Annotated in this window: 14 protein-coding genes and 1 pseudogene; 8 read left to right on the top strand and 7 right to left on the bottom strand. The window is 69.4% G+C overall.

Features of this window, described 5'->3' with window-relative positions:
* Nucleotides 1–49: 49 nt before the first annotated feature.
* On the bottom strand, nt 50–3,589 hold the full coding sequence (gene dnaE / locus ACFU8Q_RS22650; protein ID WP_384456795.1) for a DNA polymerase III subunit alpha: 3,540 nt from the start codon (nt 3,587–3,589) through the stop codon (nt 50–52).
* A 169-nt stretch (nt 3,590–3,758) separates the two neighbouring features.
* Between dnaE and ACFU8Q_RS22645 the strand changes: the two genes are divergently transcribed.
* From ACFU8Q_RS22645 to ACFU8Q_RS22625, 5 genes and pseudogenes are all read left to right on the top strand, one after another.
* Nucleotides 3,759–5,084: a DUF2252 domain-containing protein gene (locus ACFU8Q_RS22645; RefSeq protein ID WP_384456793.1), complete on the top strand. Its 1,326-nt coding sequence runs from the start codon at nt 3,759–3,761 to the stop codon at nt 5,082–5,084.
* Between the two features lie 63 nt (nt 5,085–5,147).
* Nucleotides 5,148–5,870: a hypothetical protein gene (locus ACFU8Q_RS22640; RefSeq protein WP_384456792.1), complete on the top strand. Its 723-nt coding sequence runs from the start codon at nt 5,148–5,150 to the stop codon at nt 5,868–5,870.
* Between the two features lie 48 nt (nt 5,871–5,918).
* On the top strand, nt 5,919–6,734 hold the full coding sequence (locus ACFU8Q_RS22635) for a DsbA family protein (protein WP_384456790.1): 816 nt from the start codon (nt 5,919–5,921) through the stop codon (nt 6,732–6,734).
* A gap of 143 nt (nt 6,735–6,877) precedes the next feature.
* Nucleotides 6,878–7,484 (top strand): annotated as a pseudogene (locus tag ACFU8Q_RS22630) (PhoD-like phosphatase N-terminal domain-containing protein); the annotation flags it as partial.
* A gap of 304 nt (nt 7,485–7,788) precedes the next feature.
* Complete coding sequence (locus ACFU8Q_RS22625) at nt 7,789–8,811, top strand: zinc metalloprotease (protein ID WP_384456789.1); 1,023 nt, start codon at nt 7,789–7,791, stop codon at nt 8,809–8,811.
* A gap of 58 nt (nt 8,812–8,869) precedes the next feature.
* Here ACFU8Q_RS22625 and ACFU8Q_RS22620 read toward each other — a convergent pair whose 3' ends face one another.
* Nucleotides 8,870–9,448, bottom strand: a complete 579-nt coding sequence (locus tag ACFU8Q_RS22620; RefSeq protein WP_384456799.1) for a dienelactone hydrolase family protein — start codon at nt 9,446–9,448, stop codon at nt 8,870–8,872.
* 37 nt (nt 9,449–9,485) lie between these two features.
* Here ACFU8Q_RS22620 and ACFU8Q_RS22615 point away from each other — a divergent pair, with 37 nt between their 5' ends.
* Nucleotides 9,486–10,610: a mechanosensitive ion channel family protein gene (locus tag ACFU8Q_RS22615; protein WP_384456797.1), complete on the top strand. Its 1,125-nt coding sequence runs from the start codon at nt 9,486–9,488 to the stop codon at nt 10,608–10,610.
* A gap of 34 nt (nt 10,611–10,644) precedes the next feature.
* Here ACFU8Q_RS22615 and ACFU8Q_RS22610 read toward each other — a convergent pair whose 3' ends face one another.
* A complete protein-coding gene (locus tag ACFU8Q_RS22610; protein WP_384456787.1) occupies nt 10,645–12,231 on the bottom strand; it encodes a Na+/H+ antiporter in 1,587 nt (528 codons plus the stop codon).
* A 241-nt stretch (nt 12,232–12,472) separates the two neighbouring features.
* Between ACFU8Q_RS22610 and ACFU8Q_RS22605 the strand changes: the two genes are divergently transcribed.
* Nucleotides 12,473–14,788 (top strand): hypothetical protein, encoded by a 2,316-nt coding sequence (locus tag ACFU8Q_RS22605; RefSeq protein ID WP_384456785.1) that lies wholly within the window; start codon nt 12,473–12,475, stop codon nt 14,786–14,788.
* Nucleotides 14,789–14,824: 36 nt separating this feature from the next.
* Here ACFU8Q_RS22605 and ACFU8Q_RS22600 read toward each other — a convergent pair whose 3' ends face one another.
* The 4 genes from ACFU8Q_RS22600 to ACFU8Q_RS22585 are packed head-to-tail and all read right to left on the bottom strand — an operon-like array spanning nt 14,825 to nt 17,748.
* Nucleotides 14,825–15,301 (bottom strand): GNAT family N-acetyltransferase, encoded by a 477-nt coding sequence (locus ACFU8Q_RS22600; RefSeq protein WP_384456783.1) that lies wholly within the window; start codon nt 15,299–15,301, stop codon nt 14,825–14,827.
* Complete coding sequence (locus ACFU8Q_RS22595) at nt 15,298–16,239, bottom strand: RluA family pseudouridine synthase (RefSeq protein ID WP_384456781.1); 942 nt, start codon at nt 16,237–16,239, stop codon at nt 15,298–15,300. The genes ACFU8Q_RS22600 and ACFU8Q_RS22595 overlap by 4 nt, the downstream gene beginning before the upstream one ends.
* Before the next feature lie 23 nt (nt 16,240–16,262).
* Nucleotides 16,263–16,853, bottom strand: a complete 591-nt coding sequence (lspA, locus tag ACFU8Q_RS22590) for a signal peptidase II (protein WP_384456779.1) — start codon at nt 16,851–16,853, stop codon at nt 16,263–16,265.
* 58 nt (nt 16,854–16,911) lie between these two features.
* A complete protein-coding gene (locus ACFU8Q_RS22585; RefSeq protein WP_384456777.1) occupies nt 16,912–17,748 on the bottom strand; it encodes a TraR/DksA family transcriptional regulator in 837 nt (278 codons plus the stop codon).
* 540 nt (nt 17,749–18,288) lie between these two features.
* Between ACFU8Q_RS22585 and ileS the strand changes: the two genes are divergently transcribed.
* Nucleotides 18,289–21,438: an isoleucine--tRNA ligase gene (gene ileS / locus ACFU8Q_RS22580; protein ID WP_384456775.1), complete on the top strand. Its 3,150-nt coding sequence runs from the start codon at nt 18,289–18,291 to the stop codon at nt 21,436–21,438.
* The last annotated feature ends 34 nt before the right edge of the window (nt 21,439–21,472 follow it).

The following is a 21,472-nucleotide window of genomic DNA, read 5'->3' as shown; positions in this document are numbered from 1 at the left end:
CCCGCTTTCGCGGGAGCGCCCCTCTCGTGCGCAGCGGTCGCGGTCCGGCTCAGCCGGCCAGGCAGGACGGCCCGAGCAGCACCTTCAGGTCACCGAAGAGCGCCGGGTCGGGCTTCACCCGGTGCCGGTCGAGCCGGAGCACCGTCGTCTTGCGGGGGCCCTGGAGCTTGATCCGTACCTCGGTGTCGCCCCGGTGGTTGCTGAGTACCTCGCCGAGGCGGCTGACCATCGGCGGGGTGATCTTGACGGTGGGGATGGTGAGGACCACGGGGGCGTTGGTACCGGCCGACGAGATGTCGGGGACCTGCATCTCCATGGCGACGAGCCGGGGCACGTCCTCGCGCTTGTCGAGGCGTCCCTTGACGAAGACGACGGTGTCCTCGACGAGCTGGGTGGAGACCAGCTGGTAGGTGGCGGGGAAGAACATGCACTCGATGGAGCCGGCCAGGTCCTCGACGGTGGCGATGGCCCAGGCGTTGCCCTGCTTGGTCATCTTGCGCTGGAGGCCGGAGATGATGCCGCCGACGGTGACGATGGCGCCGTCGGCGTGCTCCCCGCCGGTCAGCTGGGAGATCGAGGCGTCGGCCTTGTCGGACAGCACGTGTTCCAGACCGAAGAGCGGGTGGTCGGAAACGTACAGGCCGAGCATCTCGCGCTCCTGGGCCAGCAGGTAGGACTTCTCCCACTCGATGTCGGAGAACTCCACGTCGAGCCCGAAGCCCGGCTCGTCGGTCTCCTCCTCGCCCATGCCGCCGAAGAGGTCGAACTGCCCCTCGGCCTCCTTGCGCTTGACCTGCACCACGTTGTCGATCATCGGTTCGTGGTGGGCGACCAGGCCCTTGCGGGTGTGGCCCATCTCGTCGAACGCGCCGGCCTTGATCAGCGATTCGACGGTGCGCTTGTTGCAGACCACCGCCTCGACCTTGTCGAGGAAGTCGGGGAAGCTGCTGTACTTCCCCTTCGCCTTGCGGCACCGGATGATCGAGTCGACGACGTTCTGACCCACATTGCGGACGGCCGTCAGGCCGAAGAGGATCACGTCGTCGCCCTGCGCCGCGAAGTTCGACAGTGACTCGTTCACATTGGGCGGCAGCACCTTGATGCCCATGCGACGGCACTCGTTGAGATAGACCGCCGACTTGTCCTTGTCGTCCTTGACGGAGGTCAGCAGCGCCGCCATGTACTCGGCGGGGTAGTTCGCCTTCAGGTACGCGGTCCAGTAGGTGACCAGACCGTACGCGGAGGAGTGCGCCTTGTTGAACGCGTATCCGGCGAACGGGACCAGCACGTCCCACAGGGCCTTGATCGCGGCGTCGGAGAAGCCCTTCTCCTTGGCACCCGCCTCGAAGAGGACGAAGTTCTTCGCCAGTTCCTCGGGCTTCTTCTTGCCCATCACTCGGCGCAGGATGTCGGCTTCGCCGAGCGAGTACCCGGCGACGATCTGGGCGGCCTTCTGTACCTGCTCCTGGTACACGATCAGGCCGTAGGTGAGCCCGAGGACCTCCTTGAGGGGCTCCTCCAGCTCCGGGTGGATCGGGGTGATCTCCTGCCGGCCGTTCTTGCGCTCGGCGTAGTTCGTGTGCGAGTTCATGCCCATCGGGCCCGGCCGGTACAGGGCCGAGACGGCGGAAATGTCCTCGAAGTTGTCGGGCTGCATCTGGCGCAGCAGGGAACGCATCGGCCCGCCGTCGAACTGGAACACGCCGAGCGTGTCGCCGCGGCAGAGCATGTCGTACGTCTTCGGGTCGTCCAGCGGGAGGCCGAGCAGGTCCAGCTTGACGCCCTTGTTGGACTCCACCATCTTGACGGCGTCGTCCATGATGGTCAGGTTGCGCAGGCCCAGGAAGTCCATCTTCAGCAGGCCGAGCGACTCGCACTGCGGGTAGTCCCACTGCGTGATCGTGACGCCGTCGGTGTGCCGGACCCAGATCGGGGCGTGGTCGACGATCGGCTCGCTGGACATGATGACGCCCGCGGCGTGCACGCCCATCTGCCGGACCAGGCCCTCGACGCCCTTCGCGGTGTCGATGACCTTCTTCACGTCCGGCTCGTTCTCGTACATCCCCCGGATCTCGCCCGCCTCGCTGTAGCGCGGGTGCTTGGGGTCGGTGATGCCGTTGAGGTCGATGCCCTTGCCGAGGACATCGGCGGGCATGGCCTTGGTGAGCCGGTCGCCCATCGCGTACGGGTAGCCGAGGACGCGGGCGGAGTCCTTGATGGCGTTCTTCGCCTTGATCTTGCCGTACGTGCCGATCATCGCGACCTTGTCGGCGCCGTACTTCTCCGTCACGTACCTGATCACTTCGACGCGCCGGCGCTCGTCGAAGTCGATGTCGACATCGGGCATGGAGACGCGCTCGGGGTTGAGGAACCGCTCGAAGATCAGTCCGTGCTCGATCGGGTCGAGGTCGGTGATGCCCATCGCGTACGCGACGATCGAACCGGCCGCGGAGCCTCGGCCGGGGCCGACCGCGATGCCGTTGTTCTTCGCCCACATGATGAAGTCGGCGACGACGAGGAAGTAGCCCGGGAACCCCATCTGGATGATGATGTCCATCTCGTACTCGACCTGCTTCTGCCGGTCGTCGGGGACACCGCCCGGGAAGCGGCGCTCCATCCCGCGCCGCACTTCCTCCTGGAACCAGGTGATCTCCGTGAACCCGTCCGGGATGTCGAACTTCGGCATCAGGTCGCGCTTCTCGAACATGCCGCCGGTGTCGATCTGCTGCGCGACCAGCAGCGTGTTGGCGCACCCCTCCTGCCAGGCGTCGGAGGAGTCGACGGCGTACATCTCGTCGGTGGTCTTGAGGTAGTAGCCGGTGCCGTCGAAGCGGAAGCGGTCCGGGTCGGAGAGGTTCTTGCCGGTCTGGATGCACAGCAGCGCGTCGTGGGCCGTGGCCTCGTGCGCGTAGGTGTAGTGCGAGTCGTTGGTCACCAGCGGTGGGATGTTCAGCTTCTTGCCGATTTCGAGGAGCCCGTCGCGGACCCGGCGCTCGATCTCGATGCCGTGGTCCATCAGCTCCAGGAAGTACTTGCCCTCGCCGAAGATGTCCTTGTAGTCGGAGGCCGCCTGGACCGCCTCGTCGAACTGGCCGAGCCGCAGCCGGGTCTGCACCTCGCCCGAGGGGCAGCCGGTGGAGGCGATCAGGCCCTCGGACCACTGGGCGATGGTCTCCTTGTCCATCCGCGGCCACTTCTGCAGCCAGCCCTCGGCGTACGCGTCCGAGGAGAGCCGGAAGAGGTTGTGCAGCCCCGTCGCGTTCGACGCCCAGATCGTCTTGTGGGTGTAACCACCCGAACCCGAGACGTCGTCGCGCTTCTGGTGCGGCTGGCCCCACTGGATCTTCCGCTTGTGCTTGCGCGACTCCGGAGCGACGTACGCCTCGATCCCGATGATCGGCGTCACGCCCGCCTTCTGCGCCGAATGGAAGAAGTCGTAGGCGCCGTGCAGATTGCCGTGGTCGGTCATCGCGATATGGGACATGCCCATTTCATTGCACGCGTTGAACATGTCCTTGAGCCGCGCAGCACCGTCCAGCAGGGAGTACTGGGTGTGGACGTGAAGGTGCGTGAAGGGCGGCTTGGTCACGGCGTCGGGCCTCCGGGGAAACAGGCAATGACTGACTGGGGGGACAGCGTGGAAGTCTACGTCTCCGAGGTGACGACCGAGGGGCACTCGCGGGTACGGTCGCGCGTTGAAGGGGCTGAGCAGCCCATCCCATGTGTCATGCATGTCAGGTACCAGGAGGCACCCAGAGATGTCGGAAGCGCAGACCGGCGCGGCGCAGCGCGGGGAGCACATTCTTGAGGTCTTCGACACCGCGTTCGGGGAGCTGCTGGCCGCCGATCCGGCTGCCTTCCGCGTCAAGTTCCGCAAGATGGCAGGCTCTGCGTTCGCCTTCTACCGGGGTACGGCGTGCCTGTTCTACGACGACCTGGAGCGGGAACGGCACGGCGGCCCGTACCTGGACGAGCGGACCGGCCGGGTGTGGATCCACGGCGATCTGCATGCGGAGAATTTCGGCACGTACATGGATGCGAACGGCCGGCTGATCTTCAATGTGAACGACTTCGACGAGGCGTATGTCGGCCCGTTCACCTGGGACCTCAAGCGGTTCGCCGCCTCCGTCGCACTGATCGGGTACGCGAAGGCACTGGGGGACGACCAGATCACCGAGCTGGTCCGGATCTACGCGGCGGCCTACCGCGAGCGGATCCACGCGCTGGCTACGGGCGCGAAGAATGACGAGGTGCCGCCCTTCACGCTCGACACGGCCGAGGGCCCGCTGCTGGACGCGCTGCGTGACGCCCGGTCGCTGACCCGGTTCGCGCTGCTGGATTCGATGACGGAGATCCGGGACTTCGAGCGCCGCTTCGCGCCGGGCGGCGGCTCGATCGACCTGGACGCGGCGACACGCTACAAGGTGCTGGCCGCCTTCGACGGCTATCTGGAGACGCTGCCGGAGTCGAGCCTGACCCGCCCCGACTCCTACCGGGTGAAGGATGTCGTCGGCCGTCGCGGCATCGGCATCGGTTCGGCCGGTCTGCCCTCGTACAACATCCTCCTGGAGGGCAACAGCGACGCCCTGGAGAACGATGTGGTGATCTATCTCAAGCAGGCGCAGACCCCCGCGGTCTCCCGGCACATCACCGACGCGGCCGTGCGCGAGTACTTCCAGCACGAGGGCCATCGCACGGTCATCTCGCAGCGCGCGCTGCAGGCGCACGCCGACCCGTGGCTCGGCTGGACCGAGCTGGACGGGGCCGGGCAGCTGGTCGCCGAGGTGTCTCCGTACGCGGTCGATCTGGACTGGTCCGACATCGACGAGCCGGAGGAGATCGCCGCGGTCGTCGCCGACCTCGGCCGGGCGACGGCCGCGATGCACTCCGCGGCGGACGACGAGAGCGGCCACTCACTGGTGCCGTTCTCCACGGAGCGGGCGATCGACGCGGCGATCGCGGCGGACGAGGAGGGCTTCGCCGGCCTGCTGGTGGACTTCGCCCACAGCTACGGCGCCCGGGCCCGCGCCGACCACCAGATCTTCGTGGACCTCTTCCGCAACGGCCGGATCCCCGGACTGTAGGGCTCCGCACGCAGCCGCCCCCTTCGGGGGCGCCGACAGGTTCACATGCGACACTCCTCAACGATGGACATATCCGGGACGCAGCTCAGAGTCGTTCGCGCGGCGCTTTTCACAGCGCTCGTCGTGACGCTCTCGGCCGGGTCCCATGTGCTGCTCTCCCAGGTCTCGCTGCCACTGACCGTCGTCGCCCTGCTGGCCGGCCTGGTCTTCGCCGTGGCGTACGCGTTGGCCGGCCGGGAGCGCGGCTTCGGGGCGATCGCCGGGCTGCTGGTCCCGCTGGAACTGGCCGCCGACACCGTGTTCACCACCGGCCAGCACCTCTGTTACGGCGCGGCCGGCGGCCCGATAGCGGGGCCGCTGCGTTCGGTCGGCGTCGATGTGCTGTGCGGCGGCGGTGACCTCGGCGCCGGCGCGGCACGGGCCGGCGATGTCGGCGCCCCGCTCGCCTCGGTGACCGGCCCCGGACATACGGCGGCCGCGCTGCTGGCCTCCCCCGGCCCCGCGGTGCCGTGGCTGCTGCTGGCCGCCCACGTGACGGTCGGGCTGCTCGCCGCGGCCTGGCTCCGGCGCGGCGAGTCCGCGCTCGTCGGCCTGCTGGGCGCGGTCGCCGTCCTGGCGTTCCGGCCGCTGCTGACCGCGGTCGCCGTGGTGGGTACGGCCCGTCGCTCCGTACACCGCAGGGTGCGCCCCGCCGGACACGGCCCGCACCTGCTCGTCCACGCCCGTCTGCTCGTGCACTCCGTGGGACGGAGGGGACCACCGCGCTCGGCCTGCGCCATCGCCTGAGCACGCACATCCCCGACGACGTACCACCCACATCTTGGAGAGACGAACATGAGCAAGCGCAACAGCCAGGCCAACAAGGCGGCGGCCCGCGAGCGTCTGCGCGCCGAGCGCGAGCGCCAGGCCAAGAGGGACAAGACCCGCAGGCAGATCATCGTCGGCGTCTCGGTCGTCGGTGTGCTGGCGATCGTGGGCGCGGGCACCTGGGGCGTCATGCAACTGAACAAGCCGTCCCACTGGGAGGCGGCCAAGGACGCGAAGAACGTCACGGCGCCCAAGAACACCTCCGGCGAGAACGGCACGACCGTCGTCATCGGCAAGTCGACCGCGAAGAAGACCCTGGAGCTGTACGAGGACTCGCGCTGCCCGGTCTGCGCCACGTTCGAGCAGACCGTCGGCGAGACGGTGCACAAGGACGTCGACGCCGGGAAGTACAAGATCAAGTACATCGGCGCCACGTTCATCGACGACATGTCCAACGGCGAGGGCTCGAAGAACGCGCTGAGTGCGCTCGGCGCGGCGCTCAATGTCAGCCCGGAGGCCTTCCTCGACTACAAGTACGCGCTCTACTCCGCGAAGTACCACCCGGAGGAGACCGACGACAAGTTCAAGGACGACGCGTACCTGATCAAGGTCGCCGACTCGGTGGACGCGCTGAAGGGCAACAAGGCCTTCCAGAAGGACGTCGAGGACGGTACGTACGACAACTGGGCGATGAAGATGTCCGCGGCGTTCGACAAGAGCGGCGTGAAGGGCACTCCGACGCTGAAGATGGACGGCAAGGCGCTCACCGACGGGCAGAGCGAGAACGCTCCGATGACGGTGGACCAATTCAACACCGCGATCACCGCCGCGCTGAAGGGCTGACGGCCTTCCCGGCCCCGGCCGGGCGGCGAACCCCCGGCAGCGCATCTCCGACGGGCAGGCGAACCTCCTTGGTTCGCCTGCCCGTTGGGCATACCGGGTCAGTAGGGTTCTGCCCCACGACCGGTCGACACCTTTCCTCGCCGCTGTCCGCTCCCAGCCGCCGCAGCGTCGTCGAGGCCGCTGCCGCCACCGCAGTCGCGGCCCCCGTGCTGGGCGCCGCCCCCACCGCGCGCGCCGCGGACGGGCCCGCCTTCCTGCACGGCGTCGCCTCCGGCGACCCTCCCCCATAGCCTCAAGGGCATGAGAGGCGCCCCCTCCCGACGGCACACTCCTGTGGACCCGGGTCACCCCCGACCCCGACGCCGTACCCGGTTCCGGCCGTGGCGCCGATACGGCGGTGCGCTGGGAGGTCGCCGAGGACAAGGAGTTCGCCCGGGTCGTCGCGCACGGCACCACCGTCGCGCGGGCCGCCTCCGACCACACCGTGAAGGCCGATGTGCGGGGGCTGGGCCCGGCGACCGTGTACTGGTTCCGTTTCTCGGCGGGCGACGGTACGGGGGTCTTCTCGCCGACGGGCGCACCCGTACCGCGCCCGCGGCCGGAGCGGCCACGCCCGGCGTGCGCTTCGGCGTGGTCCCGTGCGCCAACTGGGACTACTGCGCCGTCTCCGACAAGGCGAAGCGGGACGCGACCTCCGCGTGGACGCGCTCGTACCGGACGCTCAGCGGAACGCAGAAGGTCGAGCGGGTGGACCGCCCGGTGCACTGAGGGGCTGTTTTCGGCCACTCCGGCCCGTGTTGACGGCACATTACATCGCTACGGCGGGTGGCGTGTCCCCCGGCCCCAATGGGGACACACCACCCGCCGGGGTAACGCGGCACGTTACGTGGGCGTCTCAAACTCTGGAACGTACAGAATTATTTCTTCCCGTTTCCCCGGTTTGCCCCACGGTCGATTGGGCTTGATCGATTCTCCTCAGCATCTGACATGCGCACGTAATCTCCCGGCGGCAGGTGAGGAAATCCCTCCCCCCACACGTCCGCGAGGAGTCCCTGTGCGCACTCTTGCCCGTATATCACCGCGTATACGTAACCGTGCGATCGGCACCGCCGTTCTGGCCGGAACTCTGGCTCTGGCACCGCTCTCCGCGCCCTCCGGCTCCGCCGCCGCGAAGTCGTCCACCTCCTCGGCATCCGCCGCGTCAGCCGTATCCGCCGCATCCGCCGAGAAGTGCGCGAACGAGGCGAGCACCTCCGCCACCGCGCGCGAGGCCCGCCCCTCGGGCACCAAGCACACCGCGGACCCCAACGAACTCACCGCGGCCCAGGCCAAGGCCATGGACACCCAGCTCAAGGAGAGACTCGCGGACCGCCGGCTCAGCGGCTCCACGCTCGCCGCGGGAGCCACGATCCCGGTGTACTTCCACGTGGTGCACTCCGGAACGACCGGCAAGCTCAGCGCGTCCGCCATCAGCAGCCAGATCAGTGTCCTGAACGCCGCCTACAGCGGCCAGGGCAGCGGCAACACCAACTCCGGCTTCCAGTTCTCCCTGGCCGGCACGGACTACACGGACAACAGCTCCTGGTACAACGGCGTCTCGCCGGGCTCCTCCGCCGAGAAGGCCATGAAGTCGAAGCTGCGCAAGGGCGGCGCGAACGCGCTCAACCTCTACACCGCCAACCTCGGCGGCGGCCTGCTGGGCTGGGCCACCTTCCCCAGCTCCTACAAGTCCAACCCGTCGGACGACGGCGTCGTCATGCTCGACGCCTCGCTGCCCGGCGGCTCCGCCACCAACTACAACGAGGGCGACACCGCCACCCACGAGGTCGGCCACTGGATGGGGCTCTACCACACCTTCCAGGGCGGCTGTAACGGCAACGGCGACTACGTGGCCGACACTCCGGCCGAGGCGAGCCCCGCGTACGCCTGCCCGACCGGGCGCGACACCTGCACCAGCAAGGCGGGGGTCGACCCGATCCACAACTTCATGGACTACACGTACGACTCCTGCATGACCCAGTTCACCCCGGGCCAGGTGCAGCGGATGAGCGACAGCTGGACCGCCTACCGCGGCTGATCCACCCCGTACCGTCCGAAGGGCCTCGCTCGGTGCGGGGCCCTTCGCGCGGTCGCGGTCACAGCGTGGCGAGGAAGCCCAGCGCGACCTTCCACGCCAGCGCGGCCGATGCCGCGTCGTGGTCCGGCAGCTCGGGATCGGTGAACAGATGGCCCGCGCCGGGGTAGCGGTAGATCTCGACATCGGCGCCGGTCCGCTGCATCTGCAGATACCAGGAGTTCAGCCAGTCGTGCGTCTCGAACGGGTCCGGGTCCGCGACGTGCAGCTGTACGGGCAGCTCGTCCACCGTGGCGTTCTCCGCGATGTCCGAGGTGCCGTGGAACATCAGCAGACCGCGCGCCTTCTCGTCGCCGAGCGCCAGGGTCTGCGCGGTGGAGGCGCCGAAGGAGAATCCGGCGTACACCAGACCCCGGTCCGAGTAGGGCGCGGCAGCCAGCACGGCCCGCCTGAGCAGTTCGTCCTTGCCCACCTCCTCCTTGAAGGCCAGGCCCTCCTCGACAGTTTCGAAGGTGTGCCCCTCGAAGAGATCGGGCACCTGCACCTCGTGCCCGGCCGCGCGCAGCCGTGCGGCGGCCGCGTGCACCGCCGGGCGCAGACCGTACGTCGAGTGGAAAAGCATGATGTTCATGAGGCCCATGGTGCCAGTTACCGTCGGAAGCATGGAGAACGACGGGATAGAGAGCGTGCTGCGTCCGCTGGTCGTCGTCGGCGGCTCGGTCGTGATCACGCTGCTGATCGGCTGGCTGGTCGATCAGCTGCTCAGACGGACCGACGGCCGGCACCACGAGACACCGTTGTGGGGTCTGCTGCGGCGCTGCCGGATCCCGCTCCAGCTGACTCTGTGCACGGCGCTGCTGCGGGGCGCGTACACCCAGACCCGGCTCGATGTGGTCAGGGACCACCGGGCGGGGATCGGCCAGTTCCTGACGCTGGTGCTGATCGGGGCGTCCGCCTGGCTGGTGGTGCGGATCGCGACGGCCGTCGTCGACTCCGTCTACGCCCGGTACGCGGCGAACACCCGCGATCCGGCGCGGGTGCGGCGGGTCCGTACGCAAGTGATGCTGATCCAGCGGGTGGTCACCGCGATCGTGGCGACGGTCGCTGTCGGCGCGATGCTCCTGACGTTCCCCGCGATGCGGACGTTCGGCGCCTCGATGCTGGCTTCGGCCGGCGTCCTGGGCATCGTCGCGGGCATCGCGGCCCAGTCGACGCTCGGCAATCTCTTCGCGGGGCTGCAGATCGCGTTCGGCGACATGGTGCGGATCGGCGACACGGTGGTGGTGGACGGCGAGTGGGGCACGATCGAGGAGATCACCCTGACCTTCCTCGCGGTACGGACCTGGGACGAGCGGCGGATCACGATGCCTGTCTCGTACTTCACCAGCAAACCGTTCGAGAACTGGTCGCGCGGTGGCGCGCAGATGACCGGCTCGGTCTTCTTCCATCTCGACCACTCGGCCCCGGTCGCCGCGATGCGGGAGCAGCTGCGGGACATCCTGGGCGAGTGTGCCGCCTGGGACGGCCGTAACTGGTCCCTGGCGGTCACGGACACCACACCGTCGACGATCCAGGTCCGCGCGGTGGTCACGGCGAAGGACGCGGACGACATCTGGACGGTGCGCTGTGCCGTGCGGGAGCAGCTCATCGGCTGGCTTCGCGACCACCACCCGTACGCGCTGCCGAGGATCGCGACGGCGCCCGCCACACTTCCGCCCGGCGACGAGTGGCCCAACTCGTCCCACCCGATGGACGAGAAGCCGACGGGCTGGGACAAGTCGCCCCGCACGGGACGCGGCTGACCGGGCGCGGGGCGTCGCCCCTCGGAGCACCGCCTCACCGCAGGCTGCGTACGTCCAGCTGCCGCAGCACCCGGTCGACGACCTCCGGGTCCGTACCCGCCTCGTTGCGGGCGGAGAGCACCGCGTGGCGGGCGGCCGACATCATCTCGCGCTGGACACGGCTGATCGCCCTGAAGCGCTCGGCGCGTTTCGCGTACGCCTCGCGGCGCTCGTCGTCGACCATGTCGGGGCTGATCCGCGCCCCCACGTCGTACGCGAGCCGCTGCAGCCGCTCCGCGACCTCCTCCGGGAACTCCTCGACCGCCTCGATCTCCTTGAGCCGCTGCTTCGCGGCTTTGGCGGCACGGATCGCGAGGTCCTTCTCCAGGGCCTCCTCGGCGTCCGTGTCCGCCTTGACCCGGAGCTTGCGGACCAGCCACGGCAGGGTGAGTCCCTGGACGACGAGCGTGGCCATGATCACGGCGAAGGCGATGAAGACGATCTCGTCGCGCCCCGGGAACGGCTTCCCGTCATCCGTCTTCAGCGGGATCGCGAGCGCCAGCGCGACCGAGGCCACTCCGCGCATCCCGGACCACCACATGACGACGGTCTCCCGCCAGCTGGTGGGGATCTCCTCGCTGACGTCGCGCCGGGTGTGCAGCCGCTTGGCGAGCCAGGTCGCGGGCAGCAGATACAGCAGCCGTACGCCGACGACGACCGCCACGATGGCCAGCCCCCAGCCGAACATCCGGAGTTCGCGGCCGGCGGCCGTGCCGAAGACGTTGTGCAGTTCGAGGCCGATCAGCCCGAAGGCGACCCCGGTGACGAGGGTGTCGACGATCTCCCAGAAGGAACGGCCGGTGAGGCGGCCGAGGACGTCATCGGCGTCGGCGGTGTGCTCGGCGAGGAAGAGCGCGGTGGTAAGGACGGCGAGCACGCCCGACCCCATGAGCTCCTCCGCGAGCACGTAGCTGACGAACGGCACCAGCAGGGTGAGGCCGACCTGGAGGGTGGCATCGCCGAGCAGGCCCATGAGCTTGATGGTGATCCAGCCGAGCACGAGACCCACCACCACGGCGACGACCGCGGAGAGGATCAGCAGTCCGAACGCCTGCGGCAGCGAGAACGTGCCGCTCACGGCGGCCGCGATCGCCACGTGGTACAGCACGATCGCGGTCACGTCGTTGAACAGCCCCTCGCCCTCCAGGATGGAGACGAGCCGGCGCGGCAGCCCGACCGAGCCCGCGACGGCCGTCGCGGCGACCGGGTCGGGTGGGGCGACGAGCGCGCCGAGCGCCACGGCGGCGGCGATGGGCAGCCCTGGAACGATCGCGTTGGCCACCGCGGCGACGGCGGCCGTCGTGATGAAGACCAGCGCGACAGCCAGCAGAAAGATCGGTCGTTTATTGGCGGCGAACTGCCGCCAGGAGGTGCGCTGCACGGAGGCGTAGAGCAGCGGCGGCAGCAGCGCGGGAAGAATGATCTCGGGCGGGATGTTCACATTCGGCACGAAGCTGAGGAACGCCATGCCGACTCCGGCGAGCGTCATCAGCACCGGCGCGGGCAGTCCGAGACGCTGTCCCAGTGGCACCGTGACCACGGCTCCGAGCAACAGCAGGAGGAGCAGCGCCATTTGGTCCACGAGGTGCCTTCCGGAACACGGTGAGCCGGCCTCTTCGGTCGGCCGATCTGGACTTCAAGCCTGCCACGCAAGGCCCGCAATCCAGACAACACCTCCTCTGTGCCGCCTCCCTGAGCGGCCATTCCTCCGATGTTTATGCGGTCAGCCCCCTTCCGCATCCTCCCCGGGGCGGGCAGTATGCGGCGTGCGTCATTCAGGGACAGGAACCCTCACTGCATACATGACTGGCAGGAGAAACCACGTGACCGCGTTCTCCCGAAGGCATTTCGTCGGCGCTGCCGCTGCCGGAACATCCGCTCTCTGGCTCGCCGGCTCCCGTACCGCATGGGCCGCCTCCTCCCCCGTAACGCCCGGTCAGCCCGGCGCCGACCTGTACGAGAAGACCGTCCGCGACGCCGCCATGACCTGGCGCACGCTCCCCACCGGCTGGCAGCAGGCCCCCTTCCTCGCCAACGGCTACCTCGGTGCCCAGCTGTACGCGGGAACGACCCCGAACACCCTGAAACTGATGCTCAGCCACAGTCAGGTGCAGGACCAGCGCGGCCAGTGGCGCGGCGGCATCGGCTTCTCCCGCCTCCCCATCGGGTACTTCACCCTGACCCTGGCCGGGGAGATCACCGCCGTCGACTGGACCCTTGACCCGTACGACGCCGAGCTGCGCGGCACCGTCACCACCACCCGCGGTTCCCTGGCCTTCTCCGCCCTCGTCCAGAACGACACCGGCGCGCTGCTGATCTCCACCCGGCCCACGCCGGGCGAGGAGTCCGCGGCCTGGTCCTTCCAGTGGCTGCGGGCCGCCACCACCCGTAACAGCGGCAAGCCCGAGGACTACACGCCCAACCCGGAACCGCGCGTCGGCGACGGCTTCGTCGAGCAGCCGCTGCTCGCGGGCGGCGGCTGGACCACCGCCTGGCGCGAGCGGCGCGAAGGCACCGGCCGGCTGCTCGCCGCACACCTCGTGTACCGCTTCCCCGGCCAGGTCTCCCGGGCGACGACCGACGCGCTACGAGCCGTGGACCGCACCCTCGCCACCGACCCGGACCGGCTGGTGGACCGTCACCGCGCCTGGTGGCACGCGTACTACCGGCGCAGCTTCCTCTCCGTACCGGACAAGCGGCTGCAGAGCTTCTACGTCATCCAGCTCTACAAGCTCGCCGCGTCGACCAGGGCCGAGGGTCCGACGATCTCCGAGTGGGGCCCGTGGTTCCCCGAGGTCGGCAACAACTGGACCGCGGTCTGGTGGAACCTCAACGTCCAGATCGGCATGGCGCCCGTCCACGGCTCCAACCACCCCGAACTCGACTCCGTGACGGGCGCCTTCCGCCGCTTCGAACACAACCTCCCGACCTCCGTCCCTGTCGACTACCGCGACGGCGAGAGCTATGCGCTGGGCCATCCCTCCGACTGGCAGCTGCGCGCGGGCGACACGTACGACGTCGGCGCGCCGGGCTCGGACCACGTCTCCGACAACTTCGGCAACCTCACCTGGGCCCTGCACAACGTCTGGCAGTCCTACCGGCACTCGATGGACCTGTCCGTCCTGCGCGACGTGGTGTACCCGATCCTCGCCAGGGCCATCAATTTCTACGCGCACTTCCTGCACGAGGGCCCGGACGGCAGGCTGCATCTGCTGGAGACCCGCTCTCCCGAGTACGCCAACGCCGCGGACTGCACCTACGACCTCTCGCTGATCCGCTGGGGTGTGCGCACCCTGATCGCGTCGGCGAAGCTGCTGCGCGCCGACGATCCGCGGCTGAAGCGCTGGCAGGACATCGACCGCAGGCTCACCCCGTACGCCGAGGACCCGGCGGCCGGAGTCATGATCGGCAAGGACGTCGCGCTGGCCGATTCGCACCGGCACCACTCGCATCTGCTCTGGCTGTACCCGCTGCGCGAACGGAACTGGGACCGGGCCGCGGACCGCGGGGTGATGCGGCGCTCCATGGACCACTGGGTCTCGATGCAGCAGCTGTGGCACGGCTACAGCTACGCCACCGCCTCGTCCATGTTCTCGGTGATGGACGAGCCGGAGAAGGCCCTCGACTTCCTGACCTTCTTCACCGATCTGAAGGTGGTCGCGGACTGCCAGATGACGGTGAACACGATGTACCGGGAGGGCAAGAACCTCGCCCTGGAGAGCCCGCTGTCCGCGGCCCAGTCGATGCTCGACATGGTGGTGCAGGGCCATGAAGGGGTGGTGAAGGTCTTCCCGTCCGTCTCGGACCGCTGGGCGGACGCGTCGATCGCGTCGCTCCGTGTCCAGGGCGCCTTCCTCGTGGACGCGGACCGCTCCGGCGGTGCCACGCGCTGGGTACGGGTGCACAGCGAGGCGGGCGCCCCGCTGACCCTGGACCACTCCATCGCGGGCCGGATCGACGTACAGGACGCGCACGGGCGCCCGCTGCGCTGGCGCGAGACCGGCCCCGGCCGGATCACGGTCGCTGTGCCGCGCGGTGGCACGGCTGTGGTCACCCCGCACGGCACACGCCACTCGGGGACGGGCCCGCGCGACGTGCCGTCGAACGGGACGTGGACGCGCTGGGGCCTGCCGGACTGAACCGGTCCGCCCGGCTCCACGGGTACGGGCCGTCGGCTACAGGGCGCGCCGCATCGCCCGGTGCGCAATCCCCGCATCCGGGAACTCGGGGCCGTACGCCGCATACCCGAGCCGCTCGTAGAAGCCGAGCGCATGGGTCTGGGCGTGCAGGTCGACGGCCGCCAGGCCGAGGTCCCGGGCCGCGTCCTCGATGGCCCGGACCAGCGCCACACCGACGCCGAGACCGCGCGCCCGCTTGGTCACCGCCAGCCGGCCGAGCGAGCCGACGGTGGGATCGCCGCCGGTCCTGTCGGCGGCGGCGGGGCCGTGCAGCAACCGCCCGGTGCCGAGCGCCGAGCCGTCCGCCGCGACGGCGATCACATGCACCGCGTCCGCGTCATGGGCGTCGTACTCGATCTCCTCGGGCACGTTCTGCTCACCGACGAAGACGTCCTTGCGGACCTGGAAACAGGCGGCGCGGTCCTGCTCGTCGACGACCGTGCGGGTGGTGTACGGAGCAGGCGTGCCGGTCATTCGCTCTCCGCCGCGATCGTGTCCAGGGCGTGCTGGAGATCGTCCGGGTACGCGCTGGCGAACTCCACCCAGCTGCCGTCCGACGGGTGCTCGAAGCCGAGCCGCACGGCGTGCAGCCACTGCCTCGTCAGGCCGAGGCGCTTGGCCATCGTCGGGTCGGCGCCGTAGGTGAGGTCACCGACGCAGGGGTGGCGGTGGGCCGACATGTGCACCCGGATCTGGTGCGTGCGGCCCGTCTCCAGCTTGATGTCCAGGAGGCTCGCGGCCCGGTAGGCCTCGATGAGGTCGTAGTGCGTCACGGAGGGCTTGCCCTCGGCCGTGACGGCCCACTTGTAGTCGAGGTTGGGGTGGCGCCCGATGGGAGCGTCGATGGTGCCGCTCATCGGGTCCGGGTGGCCTTGCACCAGGGCGTGGTACTTCTTCTCGACGACCCGGTCGCGGAACTGCGCCTTCAGCAGGGTGTAGGCCCGCTCGGACTTGGCGACGACCATCAGGCCGGAGGTGCCGACGTCGAGGCGGTGGACGATGCCCTGGCGCTCGGCGGCGCCGGACGTCGAGATCCGGTACCCGGCCGCGGCGAGACCGCCGATGACGGTCGTGCCGGTCCAGCCGGGGCTCGGGTGCGCGGCGACCCCGACCGGCTTCACGATCACGACGATGTCGTCGTCGTCGTGCACGATCTCCATGCCCTCGACGGGCTCGGCGACGATCTGCACCGGAGCGGCCGCCTGCGGCATCTCGACTTCCAGCCAGGCACCGCCCCGTACCCGCTCGGACTTCCCGACCACCGCACCGTCCACCTGTACCTTCCCGGCAGCGGCCAGGTCGGCGGCCTTCGTGCGGGAGAAACCGAACATCCGGGAAATGGCGGCGTCGACACGCTCGCCTTCCAGACCGTCGGGTACGGGCAGGGTGCGGACCTCGGGATACGTACTCACCTGTCGAGTATGCCTTGCGCCCGCTAGTCCTTGTGCACGGTGCCGTCGGGGTCCAGGCCCTTGAAGGAAAGGATCACGATCAGGATGCCGCCGCAGACGATCGCGGAGTCGGCGAGGTTGAAGACGGCGAAGTGCGCGGGCGCGATGAAGTCCACCACCGCTCCCTGGAAGGTGCCGGGAGCGCGGAAGATGCGGTCGGTGAGGTTGCCGAGCGCACCGCCGAGCAGCAGGCCGAGCGCGATGGCCCACGGCAGGCTGTAGAGCTTGCGGGCGAGACGGGCGATCACCACGATGACCGTCGCCGCGATGAAGGTGAAGATGATCGTGAAGGCCTCGCCGATTCCGAACGCGGCGCCCGCGTTGCGGATCGCGTCGAGCCTCAGCCAGTCGCCGATGATCTCGACCGGCGGGTGGTGCTCCAGCTTCGCGACCACGATCATCTTGCTGATCAGGTCGAGCAGATAGGCGAAGACGGCCACTCCGAAGAGCACCATGATCTTCCGCTTGCCCCTGCTCGGGGCCGTCTCCTCGCCCCGACCCTCGGCCTCGTCCCCTTCGGTCCCCTCAGCATCGGGGATGTCCGGCGTACCGATGATGCGCTCCGCCTCTGCCACGTGAATCCCTCAACCTAGGTTCCTGACTGAGCACGAGGGTACGACACACGGCCCCGGATCAACCGCGGCGCTCCTGCTTCTGTTTGTCCTCGACACAGAGCGTCGCTCGGGGGAACGCCTGCATCCGTGCCTTGCCGATCGGATTGCCGCAGACCTCGCACAGTCCGTACGTCCCGGCGTCGAGGCGGGCCAGCGCCCGCTCGGTCTGGTCGAGCATCTCCTGGGCGTTGGCGGCGAGCGACATCTCGTGCTCGCGGGTGATGTTCTTGGTGCCGGTGTCCGCCTCGTCGTCACCCGCCCCGTCGCCGGAGTCGCGCATCAGTCCGGCGAGCGCGGCACTCGCGGCCTCCAGCTCACTGCGCAGCCGCATGATCTCGCTGCTCAGCAGAGCCCGCGCCTCCTCGACCTCCTGCCGCGTCCAGGGATCCTCGCCCGGCCGGACCGCCAGTTCGCCGGGGGCTGTCGTGGCGACTCCACGGGCCGGGGGCACGGGCGCCGCGCCCTTGCCGGCCGTGCGGGTCCGGGCCGCGCTCTTCTTGGCTACCACCGTGTGGGCTCCCGTCTGCTCGGCGGCCTCGGCCGCCACCATGGCCGCTGCGGCGGCCTTCTTGGCCGCGGTCTTCTTCGCAGCCGTCTTCTTGGTCGACGCCGCGTGCCGCCCGGTGCCCGCGTGTGCGGCGGGCACCACTTTGTTCCTGGCCGCGGTCTTCTTCTCCGCGTCCTTGCCGGCCGGGTCCTTCCTGGCCGGCACCTTCTTCTCAGCCACTTTCTTCACAGCAGCCTTCTTCGCCGCCTTCTTCACGGCCGATTCCTTCACGGCCGCCTTCTTCCCGGCCGCCGCACCCGTGGAGCCCGCTGACGCCGACTTCTTCTCGGCAGTCTTCTTCACCACCATGGCCGCGGCCCCTTCACATATTGTGATCTTGCACGCGAATCGTGCTGGGACGATAAATCGACCCCAGCGCCGCGGCAACGGGGCACGCCGCCGCATCGCCCCTCCCCGTGTCCGGATCCCGACGCGCCTGAATCCGTTGTGCCCAGCTCCCCGCCGGGTAATCCGCCTCCGGCCGCCCGCCCGGAGTCCGTACGTACGCGTCTGGCCAATCGGGTCACGCCCCGCCCCACGGGTTAAACCGGTCGGCCGTCGCCCGTACGGGCCCGTACACTGGCTTGAGCGAGAGGCGTCGATGGGACGAGTAGCGTCGTACGCAGCCAGGAGCGACCCGGGGACGGTGGGAGCCCGGGGGCGAGCGCGTCGTGAAGATCACCCGGAGCCGTCGGAAGAACGCCGCAAGGCAAGTAGAACCGGCATCGCGACCCCAATGAGGGGGCCACGGGCGCACGCCCGGGGCCAAGGAGGGTGGTACCGCGGGAGTCGATGAGGCTCTCGTCCCTCCGACGGAAGTGGAAAACGTCCGCCGGAGGAAGTCCGCCCATGACATCGCCGCAGTACCACCAGGTACCCGCCCAGGTCGACCTGCCCGCGCTGGAGCACGCCGTGCTCGATTTCTGGCGCGAGAGCAAGGTCTTCGCCAAGAGCCTCGAACAGTCCGAGGGCCGCCCCGAGTGGGTCTTCTACGAGGGCCCGCCCACCGCCAACGGCATGCCCGGCGCCCACCACATCGAGGCCCGCGTCTTCAAGGACGTCTTCCCCCGCTTCCGCACCATGCAGGGCTACCACGTCGGCCGCAAGGCCGGCTGGGACTGCCATGGACTGCCGGTCGAGCTCGCGGTCGAGAAGGAGCTGGGCTTCAACGGCAAGAAGGACATCGAGGCGTACGGCATCGCCGAGTTCAACGCCAAGTGCCGCGAGTCCGTGACCCGGCACACCGACGCGTTCACCGAGCTCACGACCCGGATGGGCTACTGGGTCGACCTCGACGACGCGTACCGCACGATGGACCCCGAGTACGTCGAGTCGGTGTGGTGGTCGCTGAAGGAGATCTTCAACAAGGGCCTGCTGGTCCAGGACCACCGCGTCGCCCCCTGGTGCCCCCGCTGCGGCACCGGCCTCTCCGACCACGAGCTGGCGCAGGGGTACGAGACGGTCGTCGACCCATCGGTCTTCGTCCGCTTCCCCCTCACCTCGGGCCCGCTGGCCGGTGACGCCTCGCTCCTCGTCTGGACGACCACGCCCTGGACCCTGGTCTCCAACACCGCCGTCGCCGCGCACCCCGACGTCACCTATGTCGTCGCGACGAACGGCGAGGAGAAGCTCGTCGTCGCGCAGCCGCTCGTCGAGAAGGCACTGGGCGAGGGCTGGGAGCCCACCGGCCAGACCTTCACCGGCCGCGAGATGGAGCGCTGGACATACGAGCGGCCGTTCACCCTCGTGGACTTCCCGGCCGCGGCGCATTACGTCGTCAACGCCGAGTACGTGACGACCGAGGACGGTACGGGTCTGGTCCACCAGTCCCCCGCCTTCGGCGCCGACGACCTCGTCGTCTGCAAGGCGTACGGCCTCCCGGTCGTGAACCCGGTCCGCCCCGACGGCACCTTCGAGGAGGACCTGCCGCTGGTCGGCGGCGTCTTCTTCAAGAAGGCCGACGAGGCGCTCACCGAGGACCTGGCCGCCCGCGGCAAGCTCTTCCGGCACGTCCCGTACGAGCACAGCTACCCGCACTGCTGGCGCTGCCACACCGCGCTGCTCTACTACGCGCAGCCGTCCTGGTACATCCGTACGACCGCCATCAAGGGCCGGCTCCTCGAAGAGAACGAGAAGACGAACTGGTTCCCCGACTCGGTCAAGCACGGCCGCTTCGGTGACTGGCTGAACAACAACGTCGACTGGGCGCTGTCCCGCAACCGCTACTGGGGCACCCCGCTGCCGATCTGGCGCTGCGAGGACAGCCACCTCACCTGCGTCGGCTCGCGCGCCGAGCTGAGCGAGCTCACCGGCGCCGACCTCTCCGGTCTCGACCCGCACCGCCCGTTCATCGACGAGATCACGTTCACGTGCTCGCACGAGAACTGCCAGCTGGAGGCGTACCGCGTCCCCGAGGTCATCGACGCCTGGTACGACTCGGGCTCGATGCCGTTCGCGCAGTGGGGCTACCCGTACAAGAACAAGGAGATCTTCGAGAGCCGCTACCCGGCGCAGTTCATCTCGGAGGCCATCGACCAGACTCGCGGCTGGTTCTACACGCTGATGGCGGTCGGCACGCTGGTCTTCGACAAGTCGTCGTACGAGAACGTGGTCTGCCTGGGCCACATCCTCGCCGAGGACGGTCGCAAGATGTCCAAGCACCTCGGGAACATCCTGCAGCCGATCCCGCTCATGGACCAGCACGGCGCGGACGCGGTGCGCTGGTTCATGGCGGCGGGCGGCTCCCCCTGGGCGGCGCGCCGCGTCGGCCACACCACGATCCAGGAGGTCGTCCGCAAGACCCTCCTCACGTACTGGAACACGGTCGCCTTCCAGGCCCTGTACGCCCGTACGTCCGGCTGGGCGCCGTCCGCGGCCGATCCGGCCCCGGCGGACCGCACGGTCCTGGACCGCTGGCTGCTGAGCGAGCTGAACGCACTGGTGGACCAGGTCACGCAGGCTCTGGAGGGGTACGACACCCAGCGCGCCGGCAAGCTGCTGTCGTCGTTCGTCGACGACCTGTCCAACTGGTACGTACGCCGCTCGCGCCGCCGCTTCTGGCAGGGCGACAAGGCGGCGCTGCGCACGCTGCACGAGGTCGTCGAGACGGTGACCCGGCTGATGGCCCCGCTCACCCCGTTCATCACCGAGCGGGTCTGGCAGGACCTGGTCGTTCCGGTCGCTCCGGACGCCCCCGAGTCGGTCCACCTCTCCGCCTGGCCCAAGCCGGACCTCGCGGCGATCGACCCGGCGCTCTCCGCCCAGATGGCGCTGGTGCGCCGGCTGGTCGAGCTGGGCCGGGCCACCCGTGCCGAGTCGGGCGTCAAGACCCGTCAGCCGCTGTCCAGGGCCCTGGTCGCGGCAGCGGGCTTCGAGGCCCTCTCCCCCGAGCTGCACGCCCAGATCACGGAGGAGCTGAACGTCTCCTCGCTGGCCTCGCTCTCCGAAGTCGGCGGCTCGCTGGTCGACACGACCGCGAAGGCGAACTTCCGGGCGCTCGGCAAGCGGTTCGGCAAGGGCGTCCAGGCGGTGGCCAAGGCGGTCGCGAACGCCGACGCGGCGGCCCTGTCGCTGGCCCTGCGCGAGGGCACGGCGTCGGTCGAGGTGGACGGCGAGACGGTCGCTCTCTCCCCCGACGAGGTGATCATCACCGAGACGCCGCGCGAGGGCTGGTCGGTGGCGTCCGACGCGGGCGCGACGGTCGCCCTGGACCTGGAGATCACCCCGGAGCTGCGCCGCGCGGGCCTCGCCCGTGACGCGATCCGACTCATCCAGGAGGCCCGCAAGAACAGCGGCCTGGACGTCGCGGACCGCATCGCCGTCCGCTGGACGTCGGCCTCCCCCGCCACGGTGGAGGCCCTGACCGAGCACGCAACCCTGATCGCGGACGAGGTCCTGGCCCTGGACTACGCACAGGGCGAGGCGGACACGGCGTACGGCGCTCCGTTCGAGGACGAGGGCCTGTCCCTGACGTTCCGCCTCCGCAAGACGGAGCGGTAGCGCTAGCCCATCGGAGGCCCGCCCGGAACAAGTG

It is taken from the genome of Streptomyces sp. NPDC057543 (assembly GCF_042801895.1).
Lineage (GTDB): Bacteria > Actinomycetota > Actinomycetes > Streptomycetales > Streptomycetaceae > Streptomyces.
The sequence above is the reverse complement of the archived record's forward strand: the minus strand, read 5'-3'. Positions and strand labels throughout refer to the sequence as shown.

What these genes read in the sequence shown, in the direction of transcription:
- ACFU8Q_RS22585 (WP_384456777.1), bottom strand. Translation starts at nt 17,748, where the DNA reads ATGGTGGTGAAGAAGACTGCCGAGAAGAAGTCGGCGTCAGCGGGCTCC.
- ileS (WP_384456775.1), top strand. Translation starts at nt 18,289, where the DNA reads ATGACATCGCCGCAGTACCACCAGGTACCCGCCCAGGTCGACCTGCCC.
- ACFU8Q_RS22640 (WP_384456792.1), top strand. Translation starts at nt 5,148, where the DNA reads ATGGACATATCCGGGACGCAGCTCAGAGTCGTTCGCGCGGCGCTTTTC.
- ACFU8Q_RS22645 (WP_384456793.1), top strand. Translation starts at nt 3,759, where the DNA reads ATGTCGGAAGCGCAGACCGGCGCGGCGCAGCGCGGGGAGCACATTCTT.
- ACFU8Q_RS22600 (WP_384456783.1), bottom strand. Translation starts at nt 15,301, where the DNA reads ATGACCGGCACGCCTGCTCCGTACACCACCCGCACGGTCGTCGACGAG.
- ACFU8Q_RS22635 (WP_384456790.1), top strand. Translation starts at nt 5,919, where the DNA reads ATGAGCAAGCGCAACAGCCAGGCCAACAAGGCGGCGGCCCGCGAGCGT.
- ACFU8Q_RS22620 (WP_384456799.1), bottom strand. Translation starts at nt 9,448, where the DNA reads ATGGGCCTCATGAACATCATGCTTTTCCACTCGACGTACGGTCTGCGC.